The organism is Pedobacter sp. B4-66 (genome assembly GCF_018492665.1).
Classification (GTDB): Bacteria; Bacteroidota; Bacteroidia; order Sphingobacteriales; family Sphingobacteriaceae; genus Pedobacter.
Genome location: NZ_JAFVME010000001.1, coordinates 122,047 through 141,960, shown reverse-complemented (window position 1 = coordinate 141,960; position 19,914 = coordinate 122,047). Strand labels below are relative to the sequence as shown.

The 19,914-nt window shown below is 36.7% G+C and carries 21 protein-coding genes; 4 read left to right on the top strand and 17 right to left on the bottom strand.

The annotated features are described in order from the left end of the window. Positions 1–18: 18 nt before the first annotated feature. Positions 19–1,329, top strand: coding sequence for a nicotinamide mononucleotide adenylyltransferase (locus J1905_RS00600; RefSeq protein ID WP_173089007.1), 1,311 nt, complete (start codon positions 19–21; stop codon positions 1,327–1,329). 22 nt (positions 1,330–1,351) lie between these two features. Here the strand turns inward: J1905_RS00600 and J1905_RS00595 are convergent, their stop codons facing one another. Continuing rightward, complete coding sequence (locus J1905_RS00595) at positions 1,352–1,792, bottom strand: GNAT family N-acetyltransferase (protein WP_173089009.1); 441 nt, start codon at positions 1,790–1,792, stop codon at positions 1,352–1,354. After that, positions 1,792–2,283, bottom strand: a complete 492-nt coding sequence (locus J1905_RS00590; RefSeq protein WP_173089010.1) for a YajQ family cyclic di-GMP-binding protein — start codon at positions 2,281–2,283, stop codon at positions 1,792–1,794. The genes J1905_RS00595 and J1905_RS00590 overlap by 1 nt, the downstream gene beginning before the upstream one ends. A 123-nt stretch (positions 2,284–2,406) precedes the next feature. Between J1905_RS00590 and J1905_RS00585 the strand changes: the two genes are divergently transcribed. The 3 genes from J1905_RS00585 (at position 2,407) to J1905_RS00575 (ending at position 6,070) form a co-directional block, all read left to right on the top strand. Next, complete coding sequence (locus J1905_RS00585) at positions 2,407–3,003, top strand: hypothetical protein (protein WP_214225147.1); 597 nt, start codon at positions 2,407–2,409, stop codon at positions 3,001–3,003. Positions 3,004–3,114: 111 nt separating this feature from the next. After that, positions 3,115–5,169 (top strand): polyphosphate kinase 1, encoded by a 2,055-nt coding sequence (ppk1, locus tag J1905_RS00580; RefSeq protein ID WP_214225146.1) that lies wholly within the window; start codon positions 3,115–3,117, stop codon positions 5,167–5,169. A 4-nt stretch (positions 5,170–5,173) separates the two neighbouring features. Next, the gene (locus J1905_RS00575; protein ID WP_214225145.1) at positions 5,174–6,070 is read left to right on the top strand and encodes a Ppx/GppA phosphatase family protein; all 897 of its coding nucleotides are present in this window, start codon (positions 5,174–5,176) and stop codon (positions 6,068–6,070) included. Positions 6,071–6,072: 2 nt separating this feature from the next. On the opposite strand, the gene J1905_RS00570 is transcribed toward J1905_RS00575, so the two are convergent. The 15 genes from J1905_RS00570 to J1905_RS00500 form a co-directional block, all read right to left on the bottom strand. After that, on the bottom strand, positions 6,073–6,537 hold the full coding sequence (locus tag J1905_RS00570; RefSeq protein ID WP_214225144.1) for a 4'-phosphopantetheinyl transferase family protein: 465 nt from the start codon (positions 6,535–6,537) through the stop codon (positions 6,073–6,075). Beyond that, positions 6,534–6,788, bottom strand: a complete 255-nt coding sequence (locus J1905_RS00565) for an acyl carrier protein (RefSeq protein WP_214225143.1) — start codon at positions 6,786–6,788, stop codon at positions 6,534–6,536. The genes J1905_RS00570 and J1905_RS00565 overlap by 4 nt, the downstream gene beginning before the upstream one ends. A gap of 4 nt (positions 6,789–6,792) precedes the next feature. Continuing rightward, the gene (locus tag J1905_RS00560) at positions 6,793–8,067 is read right to left on the bottom strand and encodes a beta-ketoacyl-[acyl-carrier-protein] synthase family protein (protein WP_214225142.1); all 1,275 of its coding nucleotides are present in this window, start codon (positions 8,065–8,067) and stop codon (positions 6,793–6,795) included. Continuing rightward, complete coding sequence (locus J1905_RS00555) at positions 8,060–8,506, bottom strand: 3-hydroxyacyl-ACP dehydratase FabZ family protein (protein WP_214225141.1); 447 nt, start codon at positions 8,504–8,506, stop codon at positions 8,060–8,062. The genes J1905_RS00560 and J1905_RS00555 overlap by 8 nt, the downstream gene beginning before the upstream one ends. Before the next feature lie 68 nt (positions 8,507–8,574). Next, entirely contained in the window at positions 8,575–9,627 is a 1,053-nt protein-coding gene (locus J1905_RS00550; RefSeq protein WP_214225140.1) for a type III polyketide synthase, read from the bottom strand. A gap of 20 nt (positions 9,628–9,647) precedes the next feature. Further along, positions 9,648–10,361, bottom strand: a complete 714-nt coding sequence (locus tag J1905_RS00545; protein ID WP_214225139.1) for a methyltransferase domain-containing protein — start codon at positions 10,359–10,361, stop codon at positions 9,648–9,650. Continuing rightward, positions 10,362–11,486 carry an NAD(P)/FAD-dependent oxidoreductase gene (locus J1905_RS00540; RefSeq protein ID WP_214225138.1) on the bottom strand — a complete coding sequence of 375 codons (1,125 nt, stop codon included), beginning with the start codon at positions 11,484–11,486 and terminating at the stop codon, positions 10,362–10,364. 80 nt (positions 11,487–11,566) lie between these two features. After that, complete coding sequence (locus J1905_RS00535; RefSeq protein ID WP_214225137.1) at positions 11,567–11,806, bottom strand: hypothetical protein; 240 nt, start codon at positions 11,804–11,806, stop codon at positions 11,567–11,569. A gap of 121 nt (positions 11,807–11,927) precedes the next feature. Beyond that, complete coding sequence (locus J1905_RS00530) at positions 11,928–12,689, bottom strand: LytR/AlgR family response regulator transcription factor (protein WP_214225136.1); 762 nt, start codon at positions 12,687–12,689, stop codon at positions 11,928–11,930. Next, the gene (locus tag J1905_RS00525) at positions 12,664–13,731 is read right to left on the bottom strand and encodes a sensor histidine kinase (RefSeq protein WP_214225135.1); all 1,068 of its coding nucleotides are present in this window, start codon (positions 13,729–13,731) and stop codon (positions 12,664–12,666) included. The genes J1905_RS00530 and J1905_RS00525 overlap by 26 nt, the downstream gene beginning before the upstream one ends. A 35-nt stretch (positions 13,732–13,766) precedes the next feature. Continuing rightward, the gene (locus J1905_RS00520; protein ID WP_214225134.1) at positions 13,767–14,726 is read right to left on the bottom strand and encodes a hypothetical protein; all 960 of its coding nucleotides are present in this window, start codon (positions 14,724–14,726) and stop codon (positions 13,767–13,769) included. A gap of 137 nt (positions 14,727–14,863) precedes the next feature. After that, the gene (locus J1905_RS00515; protein ID WP_214225133.1) at positions 14,864–15,850 is read right to left on the bottom strand and encodes a PorP/SprF family type IX secretion system membrane protein; all 987 of its coding nucleotides are present in this window, start codon (positions 15,848–15,850) and stop codon (positions 14,864–14,866) included. After that, the gene (locus J1905_RS00510; RefSeq protein WP_214225132.1) at positions 15,850–16,794 is read right to left on the bottom strand and encodes a T9SS type B sorting domain-containing protein; all 945 of its coding nucleotides are present in this window, start codon (positions 16,792–16,794) and stop codon (positions 15,850–15,852) included. Before J1905_RS00510 ends, J1905_RS00515 begins: the two co-directional genes overlap by 1 nt. 22 nt (positions 16,795–16,816) lie before the next feature. Further along, positions 16,817–17,524: a hypothetical protein gene (locus J1905_RS00505; RefSeq protein WP_214225131.1), complete on the bottom strand. Its 708-nt coding sequence runs from the start codon at positions 17,522–17,524 to the stop codon at positions 16,817–16,819. Between the two features lie 34 nt (positions 17,525–17,558). After that, on the bottom strand, positions 17,559–19,691 hold the full coding sequence (locus tag J1905_RS00500) for an immunoglobulin domain-containing protein (protein WP_214225130.1): 2,133 nt from the start codon (positions 19,689–19,691) through the stop codon (positions 17,559–17,561). Positions 19,692–19,914: the final 223 nt, after the last annotated feature.

Sequence of the window (19,914 nt, the reverse complement as noted above, 5' to 3'; positions counted from 1 at the left end):
TTGTGCTATTTTTGCAAAATGGAAAGAGAAATCCTTGATACCAAGCGTAAAGCCCTAAAGATTAACTTAAATCCCAGGATTTATGGGACCTTCGCAGAGATAGGTGCAGGACAAGAAGTGGCGCGTAATTTTTTTACTGCAGGTGCAGCTTCCGGTACTGTTGCAAAAACAATGTCGGCTTACGATATGACATTTAGTGATGCAATTTACGGTGTGGAAGAGTCTGGTAGATACGTAAGTAAATCCAGACTATTGAAGATGTTAAATCACGAGTTTGATTTACTGACTGAAAGATTAAGCGGAGAGAAGTATGATGACCGAACTTTTTTCGCCTTTGCAGATACAGTAACTACACTTAACTATAACAAATCCAACGATCCGCATGGCTGGATTGGACTTCGTTTCCAATCGGAGCCGGATGGAGAGCCTAACGAAATATTTTTCCATGTGCGCCTGCTTGATACCGATGCTGCACTACAGCAAAACGTATTGGGGATAATTGGTGTTAACCTTGTTTACGCAGCATTTTACTACAATCAGGATCGCAAGGCGATGATTGAATCGTTGGCAGATAATTTAACGGTTGGTTCAGTTGAGATTGATTTAATCTCGGTAAATGGCCCTGTGTTTAAAGGTGCAGATAATATTTTGCTAAACCTTTACTTGATTGTTAAGGAGTTCTCTGATGCTGCTATTTTTGATTCGCAGGGGCAACCTTGTTTACCTAAAGATTTGCTGTATAAAAAGGACATTATGATTTTGCGCACAAAATATGAGCAAAAATCACATCCTAACTTTAGCATGCTCAATAAGGCAGTCGATCAATTTGTGAAGACTGAAAATGTACAGGAAGATAATCTTAGTGTACTGATAGAGGTATTGATGACTAATGTGTTATCAACCGGAGATGAGTTACATGAATTAGATCTCAATTCTGTTGCTAAAAGAGCAAAGGAAATGTGTAAAACCGGAAATAAAGTAATTGTTTCCAACTTTACCCGACATAATAAATTGGCTAAATATCTGGATCGTTGTCGTCCAAAAAGTGTAGGTATATCTACCAACATCAATAACCTTAAATTTGTGTTTAACTCAACTAACTTTGGCGAAAACTATAGCAGTCAGCTGTTAAGTTATGTGAGTGATATGTTTAGTAAAAATGTAAAGCTTTTCGCTTATCCATTTCTTGATAAGAAAACAAATGAAGTAGTTACATCAGCAAATATGCCGGTAACTCCCGATGCGAAACCTTTATTTGACTTTTTGATTCTCAACGGGTATATCGAAGATATTCAGGATTATAGTGATGATGATGTAAAAACAGTTTAAAAGAAACTGTTTTTACAAAATACTATAGATCTTTGTATGGGTTTTTAATTGCAATTCCCATTAATCTGTCGGGATGTTCAATTGGTTTAAAACCAAATTGGGCATATAATCCATGGGCATCCTGAGTAGCCAGCATATACCTTCTTAATCCTTGCAGGTCTTTATGGAAAAGCATTAGCGACATCAGCTTTTTTGATAAGCCTTGTCCTCTATATATTTCTTCTACATAAACATCAGCCAGGTAGGCAAAGGTTGCCTTGTCTGTTATCCATCTGGCAAAGCCAACCTGTTTAGTGTCTTTGTAAATTCCAAAGCACAAAGAGTTCTCTATAGATCTTTCAACAATCTCTAAAGGGATGTTTTCTGCCCAGTAAGATTGGGTGCTCAGATAATGATGAATAGCAATAGGATCTATTTTATTCTTATCATCTGAAAAGATAAAACCATGATCTTCAATTTCCATTAGTTCCTCATGTTAATGAATTGCAAAGGTTGTCCAAAATCTTCTTTACGGCAAAGTGCAATTACACCTTGCAGGTCATCAATACTTTTACTTTGTACGCGAACCTGATCGTCCATCATCGAAGCCTGCACTTTTAAACCACTAGCTTTTATTTTTGCAACAATCTTTTTTGCAGTTTCTTTATCTATACCTTCTTTAACGGTAATCTCCTTGCGGATCATATTACCTGATGCATATTGTTCTTTGCCGAAGTCCAGACTTTTAGCGTCAAGATTCTGCTTTATCATTCTGGAAATTATAGAGTCTTCTATAGCTTTTAAGCGCATATCGTCCTCTGTAACTATGGTAATTACATTGGTCTTTTTATCGTGGTCAATAGTGCTTTTTGAAGTACTGAAATCATAACGGTTAAGGATCTCTTTTTTTGCGTTATTCATTGCATTATCAAATGTTTGAGCATCTACTTTACTTACAATATCGAAAGTGGGCATGATTATAGCTTTATAGTGAAAAATATATTAGATTTAAGTGAAAATTGATTTCCAGTACAAAAAAACGAAATTATTACGATAGTTGCGACAATCCATAAACTGTAACATTAAAACTTAGAACATATGAAAACCAATAACTCAAAGGTGCAAAAAAAAGGCTCAAAAAAGGCAGCTAAAAAAGAATTAGAGAAAAGTTTGAGAGAGAAATTTTTGGAAGTTGTAAAACATCTGGGACACGATGCTGAAAAGATAGGTAAGGATATTGAGATTGCAAGTAAGTTTGTAGCCAAAAAATTAGCGAAAAAATTTAAAGAAGTAAAATCAGTTGTAGAGCATAAAGTTGATGAAGCAGTTGCATCAAATGAGCCTGTAGCTAAAAAGGTTGAAGAGTTAAAGAAAAGTACATTAAAGGGAGCTAAGAGTGCTAAGAAAGTTGTAGAAAAAGCAGTTGCAAAAGCAAAACCTGTTGCGCAAAGTGTTAAAGTAGCAGCAATTGCTACAGAAGAAAAGGCAGCTAAAGCAATTTCAAAATCAATACATGAAGTGGCAACTAAAATAGCAGAAAAAACTGCTCCAAAAGCAATTGCTAAGCCAACAGTAAAAGCTATAGTAAAACCAGCAGCTAAAACAACTGCAGCAAAACCTGTTGCTAGTAAAGCTCCTGCTAAGAAAGCAACTAAACCTGCTACACCAAAAGCAACAACAGAAAAAACAAAATAACAATCTGGAGTGTGTATGCAGATTAAGGGTTAAGTTTGAATTTAATAATTGAGTAATAATTAACAATTACTTAACAATAGAATTCGCAGTTTTGAGGAACAATAATATTTAATGAAAAAAAGGGCGCCGTTTCTAAATAGAGAGATCAGTTGGTTATATTTTAACGAGCGGGTTTTACAAGAAGCTGCCGATGAGACAGTACCGCTCATAGAACGGATAAAATTTTTATCTATCTTCTCATCAAACCTTGAAGAGTTTTATCGGGTAAGGGTAGCAACTTTAAGTCGACTATCTAATCTAAATGATAAGGCAAAGGCCTTGTTGGGTTTTAACCCCAAAAAGGTTTTAAACGAAATAAAGAACATTGTTGTAAAACAGGAGCGTAAGTTCGAGCAACTGTTCCAGGCAACATTAATGAATGAGCTGGCGCAGAACAGAATCTTCATTTTAAACGAAACACAGCTAAACGTTTCGCGTGGAGAGTTTGTGCGTAATCATTTTAGAGACAGGATACTATCAAATCTGGTTCCTATTATGATTGATTTGGAGAAACCATTTCCAGAACTTAAAGATCGGTATTTATATTTCTTCGTTCGGCTTTCAAAAAAGACATCAAAAAAGAGTGAAAAATATGCGTTAATAGAGCTGCCTCCAGACTTGCCAAGGTTTCTTGTGTTACCTGAAACTAATGGACTTAAATTTATCATCCTTGCAGAAGATATAATTAAGTATTGTTTGGATGATATTTTTTATGTTTTTAACTATGATGTCATAGATGCATATTCGATTCAGCTGACTAGAGATGCAGAGCTTGATATCGATAAAAACATAAGTGATAAGTTTGTTGAAGACTTGAAATTGAGTTTGGATAAACGTAAGAAAGGTAAACCGATGCGTTTGCTTTATGATACAGAAATGCCGTTTGATATGCTTACCGTTCTGGTAACTAAACTTAAAGTAGAAGCCGAAAGTTTAATCCCGGGAAACAGGTATCATAAGTTTGGAGATTTTATTGCTTTTCCTAATGTAGGGTCTAAAGACCTGGAGTATGCACAAAACGTACCTTTAAAAGTTGCAGGCCTACATCGTACAGAAAGTATTTTCAATAAGTTAGGTGAAAGAGATTATCTAATCAATTTACCATATCAGTCTTACGATTATATTATTCTGTTTTTACGTGAAGCAGCAATTGATCCTAAAGTAACAGAGATCAACATTACACTGTACCGATTGGCAGAAAATTCCAGGGTAGTAAATGCATTAATAAATGCCGCTAAAAATGGTAAAAAGGTTCATTGTCTGGTAGAATTAAAAGCCAGGTTTGATGAACGGGCAAACATATTCTGGACAAGCAAATTAGAAGAAGAGGGGGTACATGTTAATTACGGATTAACGGATTATAAAGTACACTCGAAAATTTGCCTCGTAAAAAGAATGGAAAAGGGAAGGGCAGTTTATTATGCCAATTTAGCTACCGGGAATTTCAACGAAAAAACGGCTAAGCTTTATTGTGATCATAGCATCTTTACCTCTAAAAAGGAAATTACACTTGATTTGCTGAAGCTCTTTAATGCGCTGAATAAAAGAATGGTAATAAAAGGATTTAAGCATTTGATTGTTTCTCCGCTTGAATCAAGAACCAAAATTTACGGACTTATAGAAAGAGAGATAAAGTTTGCAAAACAAGGTAAAACGGCTTACCTGATCTTAAAGGTAAACAGCCTTGCAGATGAAGGTATAGTGGAGAAGCTTTACGAGGCTAGTAATGCCGGAGTAATTGTTAAACTCATAGTTAGAGGTATTTGCACTTTGGTTCCGGGTATAAAAGGCTTCAGTGAAAACATTACGGTCATCAGCATTATTGATAAGTTTCTGGAGCATGCCAGGGTATTCATATTCGGCAATAATAATAAAGAAGAAATGTTTCTCTCATCAGCAGATTTGATGAGTAGAAATTTTGAACATAGAGTAGAAGTAGGCTTTCCGGTTTTAGATGAAGAAGTAAGACAGGAAATTAGAGATATCATTGAATTTCAGTTACAAGACAATGTAAAAGCAAGAGATATAACCCGCCTAAACAATAATAAATACCATAAAAACAGACTCACAACAAAAGTTAGGGCGCAGGTGCAAACCTACAATTACTTAAAAAATAAACATCAATAAAGCAATGTTAAGATACGCTGCAATAGATATAGGTTCAAATGCTGTAAGGTTACTGATAGCCGATATCTCAAAAACGGAAAAGGGCTATAGTTATAAAAAGAATACTTTAGTTAGGGTGCCATTAAGGCTTGGAGATGATGCGTTTCTTGATCAACGATTGTCAGATCGTAAAGCAGAAGACCTTATTAAAACGATGAGCGCCTTTAAAAACTTAATGGATGTTTATCATGTAACTGAATATCTGGCTTGTGCTACATCAGCAATGCGCGAAGCAGAAAACGGTGCTGAAATAATAAAAAGGATAAAGGAAATTACAGACCTCAACCTCGAGATTATTGAAGGTCAGCGTGAAGCAAATATCATATATGCAAACCATATTGAAGAGAATCTTGACGCTAAAAAGAGTTACCTGTATATTGATGTTGGCGGTGGGAGTACAGAGCTTTCTGTTTTTGTAAACAAAGAACCTGTAGCTTCTAAATCTTTTGATATCGGAACTATCAGGATCCTCGACAATCAGGACAAAGATGAAACCTGGGAAGATATGAGACTATGGGTTAGGGAAAACACTAAGAACCTTAAAAATGTAGCAGGTATTGGAACCGGTGGAAACATCAACAAGTTGTTCAGAATGTCTGACGAAAAAGACGGAATGCCTTTGTCGTTTTTAAAACTTAAGGGATTGTATAACCAATTAAATGGTCATTCTTTAAAGGAACGGATCAGTGTATTTGGATTGAACCCTGATAGAGCAGATGTAATTATCCCGGCCTGCGAGATTTACATCACGTTAATGAAATGGACAGGTATCAAGCAAATCTATGTACCTAAAGTTGGACTGGTAGATGGAATAATTAACTTGTTGATTGAAGAGAACTTAAAAACTGAGGCCTACGTATAGGCTTAAAGATAAACAAGCGCAAGATATGCGCCATGATGACTAACCGAATTGGGGTTAGTCATTTTATAATCAGGAGGAGTTTGATCGGTAATTTTAATCTCAACCCTTTCAAGTTCTTCCTGTTTAGTAGAAGCTATAGTATGAACATAGTTTTTATCGAAAAAGCTTTCGGTATAATATACCTCATTCTCATAAAAAACATTTCCTGTAGCCTTATCTTTATAAATAATCAGGTTGTTGCATTTAAGCTTAAGGGGAGCAAACTCTCGAATCTTAATCTCCCTTGAATAGATTTTGTAAGCAGATTCTTTCATACTCCACAGCAACCAAACCATAAGAGAAGAGCAAATACCAGAGGTGATCATAAACTGCTCTTCGTTATTGAAAATCTTATCCAAATAGCCTTTTCTTTTCCAATTGCTGTCAATAGCAGCCTGTTCCAGATCAACTATGTCATTGCCTATCATTTTGTTTTTAGTTTATCTTCAATGATTTCTATAGCTGCAGTTACATTAAGCATTCGTTCCATCGAGAGGTTGTCTATCTCGATATCAAATTCCTCTTCCACATCTAAAATGACATCAACCAGGTTTGCAGAATTGATCCTCAGATCTTTAATGAAATCTGTGGTTTCATTTATTGAGGCTACTGCATCCTTATCCTGCGCGTACGTGGCAATAATAGGGGTAAGCCTTTCTATTAAATCTGCTCTGTCCATATTTTTAAGTGTATTTTTTTAAGATAATACAAGCATTTACGTCCCCAAACCCAAAGCTTGCCTTGGCCACAATATTAACATTTGTGTTCAACAATTGTTGTGGAATTTTATTGAAATCTATAATGTCAGTTATTTCAGGATTTAGATCCTCACAGTTGATGTTCGGGAATATAAAATCCTGATGCAATTGTAATATTGACGCGATGCATTCAATACTTCCGGCTGCGCTTAGGCAATGGCCTATTGTTGATTTTAAAGAGTTGATGTAAGGGAAATCTTTGTTTTTTCTATCCAGTGCTAAACTCCAGTTTTGAATCTCTGTCGCATCTTTGGCGGTTGCAGTAAGGTGTCCGTTTATCGCGTCAACCTCACTCGCATTAATACCAGCATTTTGGAGGGCCCCTTTAATACAACGTTGCACAGCAATACTGTTTGGAGCAGTCATTGTTCCGGAACCTCTCTGACCGCCAGAATTGATATGACCACCCAGTATTTCGGCATAGATGGTAGCACCTCGTTTAAATGCACTATCCAAGGATTCTAAAACCAAAGCTCCTGCACCACTTCCGGGTACAAAACCACTTGCACTGGCACTCATTGGTCTTGAACCCTGCATTGGAGATTGGTTATGCTTATAGGTGCAAACTTTCATGGCGTCGAAACCAGCCCATATATAGGGCCCGCTGTCACCTGTGCTGCCAGCAAGCATCTTCGTTGCCTGACCGGTTTTAATTCGCTCATAAGCCATTAAAATGCTTTCTGTGCCAGTAATGCAGGCCGATGAGTTAGTGGTGGTTTGATTTCCAAGTCCAAGCTTGCCGCCAAGGTAAGCACTAATGCCACTGGCCATGGTTTGTACCACTGCGGTGCTGCCGAGTTTTTTTAGTTGCAGCTCATCAACTTTATAGATAGATTCTCTGAACTTATCTATGCCCGAAGTACCTGTTCCAAATATTGTTCCGCTGTCCCAAGCAGGTTCATCACTATCTTGATTGATGTTGAGTCCAGCGTTTTTCCAGGCATCCATACCTGCAATTACGCCATACAGGATGCCTGTACTATTAAAATTTCTTAGTTCTAAAGGACTAAAATATTGTGCAATAAATTCATCTGATAGCTCAGGTTTACCTGCTATCTGACAAGAAAACTGCAATTGTTCTAACTGTGGATCATGGTTGATACCCGAAGTGCCATTTTTAATGGCCTCCGTAAATGCAGTTAAGCCAACTCCATTTGGGGCAACAACACCTAATCCGGTTACAACAACTCTGTTATGCATTCATTTTATTGGTTACCATTCCGGCTATAGTGCCTTTACAAACTACTTCATGTTGTTCATTTAGCATTTGTACTGTGCAGTTTAATTTTTTAAAGCGGAAGTATACTTTTTCGGCAATAACCTTTACTTTTTCTCCCGGAAATACAGGTTTCATGAAGTCGATAGCTGTAGAGGTTAGCATTACGTGTCCCGGTACACCGCCTTCTGCACTTCCTGTAAGGTATATGCCTAAACAAACTAAGCCAATTTGAGCCATTGTTTCTGTTAAAATTACTCCGGGAGTAACAGGGTGATCTTTGAAATGACCCTTGTAAAAATCGAGGTCTTTATCAAAGTTAAAAGTACCACTTGATCCGTTTTCATCTATGTGGAGTAATTCATCTACAAATAAAAATGGTTTTGAGTAAGGTAAGTGGGCTAAAATTTCTTCTTTATTCATGTTAAAATATTCTTTGCTAATATTAATGTAAAACTAAATAAAATCGCCCGCCTTGCCTAACGGTTACTTTACCATTTCAACAATATCCTTTGTGCAGAAAAGCCCGGCCCAAAGCTTAACATCAATCCCAAATCCCCGGGCTTTGGCTCACCCTCCATAAATCGTTCTAAAACATAAAGTACCGTGGCACTGGACATATTTCCAAATAACCTTAAAACAGCTTTAGTGTCTTCAATATTCTTCCCTAATTTACCAAATAGATCGTCAACAAGTTGTACAATTTTTTTACCTCCCGGATGAAAAATCAAATGATCAATATCATCGATCACCAAATTGTGTTTTGCCAAAAAAGGATGGATTATATCCGGGAAATGACTTTCTATCGTGTCAGGAACATTAACATCTAAAACCATTTGCAATCCGCTATTTACCAGTTTAAAACCCATCATCTGCTCTGCGTTGTAGAAATGATACATTTCATCCGCAATAATTTCAGGCCCTGCATCATCAATATGAGAAGAAAGCAATGTACAGGCTACACCATCACCAAAAATTGCAGCACTAACAATGTTGGCCATAGAAAAATCATTTACCTGAAACGTAGCTGTAGGTGATTCGTATGCAATTATAGCAGCTCGTTTTCCTGGGTTGGATTTCAGAAAGTTATTTGCGTATATCATGCCCGAAACACCTGCAGCACAACCCATTTCTGTAACCGGTAAGCGAACTATATCTTGCTTTAATTTTAAATTATTGATGAGGAACGCATCCAATGAAGGGATCATAATGCCTGTACAACTGACCGTAATCAAGTAATCAAGATCCTGAGGTAGCCATTCGGCTTTTTCTAAGGCTTGTTTTAAACATGTTGTGCCAAGCTTTATTCCTTCTCTAACATATATATCATTCCTTTCTTCAAAAGTCAAATCACTAAAAACTTCTTCCGGCGACATGACGGAATAGCGCTGATCTACTCCTGCATTTTCAAATATCTTTTTTACTTTTTTAATGAAGCGTTCATCTTGTCCACTTAACCATGAATCTAAAAAGGGAACGATCTCTTCAGTTTTTCTTGAATACTGGGGCAGCAGCTTACTAACGGTTTTGATCTTGACACTCATGGGAGATTTTTATGGTTTTATTAATCGAATGTTGGAATGATCCATTGATACCGGAATGCCCATTTCCATTTTATGGTATGTTTTTTAAAGTTTAGCTCTTTGGAATAGGATAGGAGGTCATGCTTTTTAAATCCCCTAAGTATTGAAACTAATCCATCATCTTTAGACATCTTATTGAGCCTGAAAACAAAGCATATTAGGGTAAACAAATAATATGCAACAGCACTTCTATGTAGATCATTAACAACAATGCCCATCCTTGCTTGTTTTCTAAAGCTACTCATCAGCTTCAGAATTTCCTCATCCTTGAAATGATGAAGTGTTAATGTGCAAAGGATAACATCATACCTTTTGTATTGTTCAATTTCGTCGAAAATATCTGTACATACGTAGCTGATGTTGGTGTAGTTTTTTGACAACTGTTGAGCATGATTAACGGTATAGCTGTTGGCATCTATTCCAACTAGTTTAAATTGTAAGTTGTTGTGGATGGCGTAGCTTGCTAATGTTCTCAACATATCACCATTGCCACAGCCTACATCTAAAATGCTGATCTCTGATTGCGTATGGTTTTTAATTAAAGAATTCACACCCTGTAGCGTCACTTTATTTCCACCCAGCAACCTGTTTATGCTTGCTATTTTGTCTAAAGCATCCCTTAATATTTCTCCTTCCATAGAGAAATTATCCATTATTTCAGGCTCTTCGCTTCTTCGACTGGTGTTTACAAGCATTTAGATTATTGGTTTTCCGTGGGTCTTTTTTATTATAGCAGGTAATATTAAAGGGAATTTAATCAATAGATTTAACAATGGAGCAAACAGTTTTTCTTTTCTTATAATACCTGATATGAGTTTTCCAACAGCAAGTCTTTTTTTAAAATTCCGATTCCATTCTTTTTTATAGTTGGTTTCAAATACAGATCTCAAAGAGATTGTTCCGTTTAAAAATTGAATGGTTAATTCTGCACAAATTTTGGCACTATGTATGGCCATCGCCATACCATTTCCACAAAGGGGGTGGATTAACCCAGCAGTATCTCCAATCATCAAAACATGATTAAAGACCGACTCTTTTTTCTCAAAAGAAACCTGACTTATTGTTAATGGCTGATCAAATAATGGAATACAGTTCTCAAATATTTCTTTTAAGTTAGGGTTCTGATAAAGTACATGCTTTTGAAAATCTGCAATGTTTTTGTGAGTTTTAAAACTTTGGTAATCTGTTAGGTAACAGATGTTGATAGCGTCATTCTCAACTTTAGATACCCCACAATACCCTCCTTTGAAATTATGAAGTGCAACCAAATCATCTGGGAAATCTCCATTGTAGTGTGCTTTTACCGCAAGCCATGGCGACTTTTTTTTAATAAATAGCCGTTCCATTTTTTGATCCAGAGAAGAGCGCTTCCCATATGCGCCAATTACTATCCTGGCATTGAGTAAGCCGTTTTTTGTTGTGCCAATACTAAAAGCATCATCTTTAAAATCTATAGAGGTTACTGAGTCGGTTATAATATCACACCCATTTTGCAAGGCCTTTTCAAAAAGGAAATTATCAAGCGTAAATCTGCTAATTCCAAAGCCACCAAGCGGCAGCTTGCTGTGTATTGTTTTACCTGAAGCAGACGAAATTGATAATTGGTTAATTGTTGTTGGCTCGAGTTGAGCAGGGTCGAGATCAAGCCATTTTAAATAGGGTAGAACCTCATTAGAAATATACTCACCACAAACCTTATGATGAGGGTAGGTGTTTTTCTCAATTAGCGTAACCTTAAACCCGAATTTTAAAAGGTGAATGGCACAAGTTAAACCAGCCAAACCACCACCAACTATAATTACGTCATTTTCGGATTTCATAGTGAGTAATGGGTTTAGTAATTACAACACTATAAAAGTCGATATTGTTCGTTAATAATTATGTTTCAATTTTAAGAATCTTAAACATTAAACTCATCTAATGAATAAGGCAACTCTTCGCAAAGAAAACCGTACCTCATTAAAATTTTTCTCACAGCAGGAATATAAGATCTGGCACTAACTACTCTCAATATTTTATCCTCATCCTCGAAAGCAAAGGTCCAGTTTTTTGTACCAAGCAAATCGTCCATTTTGTGTTTTATGGTACTCAGATCATGCATATCCCGTACCGAAGTTTTAAAAATAGTTATGTCCATCATTTTTTATTTATTGAGTCCTTGGTTACCTGAACTTAATAGTTATTTAAAGATGATCTATTTGTATGTATTAGAAAAGATAATTTGTGCCGAAACGGACAAAAATGAAGTTGAATAGTAATAACTATTTCCTGGCAAGCCAATCTAAAAATTGAGGAGTCTTTTCTTTACTTATGGTAATGGTTTCTTTAAAAGGTACGGAAAGGTTTATGATCAGTTTGCGAGAGAAAAAGTGTGCGGCATCTTTAACAGCAGCTCTGTTTAACAGGCACTGGCGATTAACCCTAAAAAAATCATCGCCACACATGCGTTCCAGCTCTTCCATTTTTTTATTGACACCATACATCTTGTCGTCAAATGTAAATAAGCAGGTTTCTTCATGTTTAATGTAAAACAAGGCAATATGTTCCATTTTTATGGGGATGATCTTGTCTTTAAACGTAACTAAAATAGAAAATGCCTTCTGTTGAGGCCTGTTTGCAAATAGATCAAGAATCGAATCGTAGGAAACGGCCGAAGTAGTAAATTCTTTCCGTAAGGTTTGATATTTTTTTAAAGCCTGTTCAACTGATGAAGATATAATCGGCTTTAAGATATAGTCGATACCAGTTGTACGAAAAGCTTTGAATGCATATTCATCATAAGCAGTACAGAAAATGATTGGCGCAGTAACCTCTACAGATTTGAATATATCAAAACTTAGCCCATCTCCAAGTTGAATATCACTAAAGATCAGATCAGGCATCGCATGCGTTCTAAAATAGTGAATAGCTTCTTTTACAGAACCTAAGGTTACCAGGATTTGAGCATTAGGTTGTAATCTAATGATCAGATCGGCAAGATCCTCAGCTGTTATTTTCTCATCCTCTATAATTACAATCTTCATGTTTTAATATTTTTAAGCTAACAGAAAAGGTAAGTCCATCATCTCTGATGTCAACTTCGTCGCCCGATAAGAGGTTATATCTTTCCGCAAGATTGGCCAAGCCACTACCTGTAGAATGCTCCTGATTTGATTTAAGTTGGATGTTATTGGTTACACTTATCCATTTGCCATCTTGTCTTATTGTTATATTAAGTGGAGCAGCATCCGTAAGTTCATTGTGTTTAATCACATTTTCCAAAAGTGGCTGAAGAGAAAAGATCGGAAGCACAAGACCTAAACTTTCTTCTTCCTGAATATCTAAATTAAAACTCAATGCCTCACCAAACCTTACTTTTTGCATTTCAAGGTAATCAGCACAGAGTTTGAGTTCATCGTGTAGCGGTGCTATTCCACTTTTATTGGTTGATATAGACACACGTAGAAAGTCAGACAAGCGGATTAAATAATCTTCAGCTTTTTCAGGGCTCTTTTTAATTAAAGATTTTAAAATATTGAGTGCATTGAAAAGAAAATGAGGATGGATTTGCTGAAGCAGTAATTCATTGGCTGCCTGAGATTTTGCGGCTACCAAACGTGAGTTTTCCAATTGCACCTGGCTATTGAAATCCTGTACAATGATAAAATTTTGTAAGAGTAGAACAATGCCGTTAATAAAAAATCCCTGTAAACTGAGGTAAAGGTAAACTACATTACCTTTAACCCTAAAGGAGGTTTGGTGGAGCATAAAGCCATGACGGGTAAGATATGAACCAAGCCAATAAATGAATAGAATTACAGCCGAACTCATAGCAAAGCTAGCTACATAAAACCAAATTGTACACTTACCTAGAGTTGGTTTTTTGTCATCCTTAAAAATCATTAGTAAGCCAATGTTAGATAAAAATATCATTATCAACAGCAGCACAAAAAACAGAGATTTGAGCAAGGCGCTATATAGTTCCCCATCTTCTAAAAAAGAAGAAAGAAGTAAGAATAAACTAACCGCAGTGGCAAAGCAGCAGCCTATTTTTATTAAATTTTTAAGGGGAAGTTTCGTTTTCATTTTGTACAAATATATTCAGGATTGGCGAAGAACTTTTATTTTATAACAAAGGCTGCGTTTATATTAAAAAAGGGTGCCGATATTTTAGTTCTCGATCTGTAATCATTTACCTTTTCATTTACTTTTATCAGACGGGTTGACATCGAGTTTTTGTAGCCACCTTTTAAACCTAATAGCAAGTTTTTCCCTAATAGATAATCATAACCCAGATGCATGTAAATATCGGTTGAAAGCCATTCGTAATTTCCTGCCCTGAACTGCATTTGAGTATTCTGTTTCAGAAAAAAGGAATTGCCATTAAGTTCAACACCAGTGCTAACCCAGCCATTTAATGTACTGGATCTTCTAAATATAATTTTTTGAGGAAGTACAGCATCCAATTCCCAAAGACTATTACTGAATTTATGCCAATAAGAGAATAAAGGAAAGAAAGGGATGAGGCTAGACTGGTCTAAATTTACAAAAGCACCTAGAGTGGTTAGGGTTTCAGGGCTTGCTTTTAAGATCATTGAAGTTGAAAAGGAGCCAGTTAGTTTTTTAATACCAATGAAATTTGAGCTTCCAAACAGTAAGGAAACTCTATGGAAGATAGGTCTGTTAAACAATTTACCACTATACATTACGGAAAAGGCTGCATCAAAATCATTTGTGTTCCAGTGCGATTTACGGTATAAATCAGGAGTGGTTTTGTTAAAGTAAGTTGTGTTTTCACGCGTGTATGTAATACCTGCGTGCATAGAAAGTTTGTTTTTTGAATAAAGAGGAATGATGGCTGAAATATTGAAACGATTGGAAGAAAGTTCTCCTTCATACTCCAAATTGCCATTTTTAGAATATACTTTATAGTCAGAATCGCCGAAATAATCTTTTTGAATAGTTACAAGTTTAAAAACAGGATAACGTTTCTGAATCGTTTTAGTTTTTTCAAGTGTATCCTGCGCACGTAAAGTGCTTGCTCCGGTAACCAACGATAATGACAATAATAAAATCCTCATGGAATTGTGTTTCCACAAAAATGAATGCTTAAGAGGATCAATTAAAGGTGTTTAGTCCTGAAACGGACAAAACAACACCTGAAGTGTCGGTGTATATTGATTGTTTTTAAAGATGTGATAAAGTAGGGAAGATACTTTTAAAAATCATAGCATCTTAATGATCTCATTTTTCTCATGTTTCTAGGTCCTAAATAAATACCGACAGAAAATTCATGACTACCATAATTGTAATATTGTAGCTTGTTTAGCGAATAGTCATAAGAATAGCCAACTCTTAAGTTCTCTGTTGCAAAAAGTTCGAACATCATGCCTAATGCATTTTTTTTAGTAAGGTTGTTTTGCAGATACTTTTTATTGTACAATGGAACTGTTGTTCTGTAAAAACCACCTATCCATACTTTTTCATTAAGTAAGAGGAAGGCATTAACGTCCAAAGAAGTTGGACCTTTAATATCATCTTTCAATAAAATAACAGGTTTTATAGCCCATCCATAAGTAATGGGTATCATAGTTCCTGCCATTAAAAATATGTGCGGTTGAGGAACAGGAACAAGAAGGTTGTTACTATAGCTCTTTGCTGCCCAGCTCGCTATAAGGTTACTTGCAGAAAGTCCGGCGAAATATTTTTCATTGGAATAGAAGATTCCGGCTCTGGCATCAGGGAAAAACCTTGATTGCATTCCATCCGGGATAATTTCATCACCTGGATCTATAGCGTCTAATTTATCACCATCGAGGCTCAGTTGCATTACGCCTGCCGCTAAACCAAACGAGAGTTTAGAGTTCTCATCATAACCCAATTGGATTTTATAGGCATAATTGGCATATGCAGAAAGGTTCTTTTGAGCACCTATTTTGTCGTTTGATGCAATGAATCCGAGACCAACATCACCTTCCTCGATAGCGCCATCTACTGCTACAGAAACTGTAGTTGGTGCGCCTCTTACGCCAACCCATTGGGCGCGGTAAAAAGCTTGTATATAAAGTTCTTTTTTATAACCTGCGTAAGCCGGGTTAATGTGAATGGTATTGAATATGTATTGCGTAAACTGACTGTCTTGCTGTGCATTAGAAGTACAAACAATTCCGATAGATATAAAAAATAGGAGTAAAATTCTCTTCATTATTGTCTGCCTCTTAATAAAGTGATGTATCCCTTATATATTTTCCACTCATTGCCTATTTTCAGTTTTAACAGGTAGAAGTAAGTACCCTCATTAAGTCCGCGGCCAGTCCACTCATTATTGTATCCTTTTTTAAAGTAAACGGTTCCTCCCCATCTGTTTAGGATGGTGATTTCATTTTCATAATGGTCTATGCCGCGTATAGTAAAGGTTTCATTTTTTCCATCTCCGTTAGGAGTAAATACATTTGGAATAAAGATATCTGACACTAATGTTGTAGCGGTAGATGTATTGTTAGCTAGAATAGGATCTGGTTCATTTGCCGAAACCGTTGCCGTGTTTGTAATAGCACCTGGTTTGACTGCCTTTGTTTTTATTCTTAAATCGGCAGATTCACCGTTTTCCAGTTTGTCTATTTCCCATAGAACGGTTCTGGTTGCAAAGCTATACCTTGCACTACTGCCTGCGGTAGGGGTAAGCTCTTGAAACTCTACTTCTGGTGGTAGTTGATCGGTAACTTTGATATTAGTCGCCTTATCACTTCCATTATTTTTTACATTAATGGAATAGTTAAATGCGTCGTTTAGTGATAGTGCGCGGTTTTCTGATGTTTTAGTAATCATCACATCGGCACTTAGTAAGTTTACCGGTAGACCTAAAATAATGACTTTGTCAGAAACATCCGATTCGCAGCCTCCTGCATTAAAGGATACTACGGTATAGATACCAGGGATGGTAACAATGTATTCGATAGTCGTAGCATCCGGTATAATTTGGTTGTCTTTAAACCACTGGTAAGTAGATGCGTTAACAGAATTTGCCCGCAACTTTAAAGTACCTCCCGGAGGGAGATTCACGGTTTGCGGATCAGCAGCTTGCGCAAAGCATGCCGTTGCACTTAGCAACAGCATACTTGACACAATACTTATTTTTCTGTTAATCATGAATTTATTGAATATATCCTTATTACTGAACTGTAACGGTTGGTTTACCTGGTTTAGCAGTAACTGTTATTGATTGAGTTGTTGATGTATATTCACAGCTTGTGGTAGGTTTTAACGGAACGCTTCCAGTATCATATTTAGCTACAGCAGTGAAAATATAAGTGCCATCAGTTACACCTGATTTCATTGTAAATACATTTCCAACACTTGTACCTAGATCAGTAATGGTTACAGGAGAACCTCCAGATGTTGCTGACCATGTATAAGTAAGTGTTACCCCTGCTGGTGGCGGTGTAGCTGGTGTAGCTGTGATCACTGATCTTGAAGGTGCATCAGTACAATAGTTAGCTATAGGAGAAGCAAGAGCAACTGTTGTTCCAGGTAATTTATGGATTAGATACTCATCAGAGGGACTTCCCGGACATACAGTTTGATCCAATGGAATAACATGTACAGTATATTTGTGATCTCCATTTGATAGATTACTTGGGGTTGTAAAGGTAAGGGTAGGGTCTGTGCCGACAGTATAAGTTACCGCACCGCCTCCAACTTCTGACCATACTATTTTGTCACCGTTAACTGGAATGTAAGTGCCGAAGTCGGGAACAAGAGTAGCGGTGCCGGTACCGCAAAGATAGGCTGTAACTGTTTGAGAAAATGCCCCGATCGGCAGTGCAAATAAAAGGAACATAAAGATTCCTAATTTTAAGCTTTTTAATTTAGTGTTCATGATTCTTAGGATTTTAATTTGAAATTTATTTTGTTTAATTTATAGATACTATTGGTTTCGGAAGCGGTGCATTAATTGTTATGGTAGCAGTTCCAGTTTGTGCATTACTACATTGAGTTGAGCTGGAATCCATTACGCTTAAAAGAGTATATTTAAATGTTCCAAGGGTACTGGTTGGAATAGTAATTGTCGCAGTATTACTCCCCAATGTTGTTGAAATCGTTTTGTTAGGCCCGCTGTCAATTTTGTAAGTGAAAGTGTATGGTGTGGTCCCGTTTCCCCCAGTAAATGTTATTAATTTTGGCGCAGTGCCCTGACACGCTATTACACTCCCAGATATTGTGGCAGTAGGTAATGGATTTACAGTTATAACTACTGCAGCAGCCGAAGAGCACCCTGCATTAGTCACTGTGTAGGTTACTGTGGTAGTTCCGGCTACAATACCTGTAATTAAGCCTGAAGAATTTATGGATGCTTTGGTAATATCACTGCTTGCCCATATTCCACCACTAACTGTATTAGATAGTAGTATGGTCTGATTTACGCATAATGATGTGTTTCCGGTAATAGTGCCTGGATTTGGTAAGGCATTTACAGTTATATTTTTAGTAGTAAAACTTGTGCATCCTGTAATCGGATCAGTAACAGTATATGTAATAACTACTGGCCCTATTGCAACTCCTGTGACTACTCCTGAAGCGCTTATAGTAGCTTTGGTGATATCACTGCTAGTCCAAGTGCCTCCAGATATTAGATTAGAAAGTATAGTTGTTTGCGTAACACAAACACCTGTGTTTCCAGTTATAGTTCCTGCATCAGGTAGTGGATTAACTTTAATTGTCAATGGTACTCTTCCGGAAGTTTCGGAGCAATTGGTTCTTATTGCTTCAACATAAAATATATTATCCCCCAAAACTAAATCTGACACTTGAGGGGTGTAGTTCGTTGATGTTGTAATTTTCGTTCCACCTGAAGCTACCTTATACCAATTATAGGTAGTGCAGTCTTGTGGGTCTTTAATAGATAGTGTTGCGGTATTGTTTTGACAAATTGACTTAGAGGTGGATGCTACTCCATCAATAAGAGTAAGTGGGAAGATAATATGATTAACTTCATATATCCTTAATTTTGATGTCAAACTTACAGTAGCAACCCCACCTATTTTAATTTCAACTCTATCAAATGAGCCATATGATGATGGAACAGGAATAGTTAACGTGTATTTTTCATTTCCAGTTGTGCTACCAGGAAGTAAACTAAGAGATAATAAACCTGAGCTACTTGAAAAAGGAGTGCCCGAAGGAGTATTGCCATTGTACATTTGAACTGTGAATCCATTTAGGACGTTGAGATCCAGCAATCCACCACCAGGCTTTTGTAAAACAATTTGGACGGCATCACCAGGTTGAGCTACAGTTTTAAATATGGTTGTGTGAAATGTCTCACTTAGTACTTGCGCTGTAACATCCATTTCTGCATAAGTAGATAAATTTCCATCGATGGCGTTCCATTTATTGGTGACTGCACCTAATGCACTAGCTATTCCTCCGACTGCAGTTCCTGCTCTAACTCCAGCCAGGACATCTATAGATGTATTGCATTGATTTCCTGCTGCTGCATCTTCTTTTATATATGCGTGGAATAAATTTAAATTAGCTCCAATTGCAACTCCCGATAAACGTATCCAAACTCCGTCATAAATTAGTGGTGTACTTGTAGTTCCTCCTGTTTGAGGCACAATGGTTATCTCCATATCACCTGCGCCATTTATTAGGCTTAATAATGTTGAGTTAGATGTTACCTGACCGACTGGGTCTGCAATCCAGTTTGGACCAAGAAACCCAATGTCTCTTAAATTTTTAAAAGGTTGAAGTTCAATTCCTCCAACAAGGCTTAGTATTGAAGTTGGGAATGTAGCTTTAACTGTTACAGGTGTGCCAGCGGCTACAGGAGTACTAAATTTTAAATATTGGGTAACTGTTATTAAATTTCCTACTGCAAGTAGTGCATTTAAATTAGAATAATTTTCTTTAATATTATCTACTGCGAAGTTCGGATTTTCTACCGAAGTTAGTAAACCCTCATTAACTTGTGTGGTAGTTGCGTATTTCCTTACTTGGGGGGTACAACTCTGCCCCTTAACGTCACCGCCAAAAACCAATAACATCACCGTGAACAGTAATGCTATGAGCGGAAAGTATGAGCGGCAAATCTTCGACACAGCGAGCGGTAAATTAGTTTAACCTATACTATCCATGAATAATTTTTAGGACAAAAAATTACACTGGTGTATAGTTTAACAAACTTATTACAGTTCATTGAATGATTTTTGTTCATTACGTTCAGTTTTGTTGCTTTACGACTACCTGCTTTAAGAATGTAAATGAACT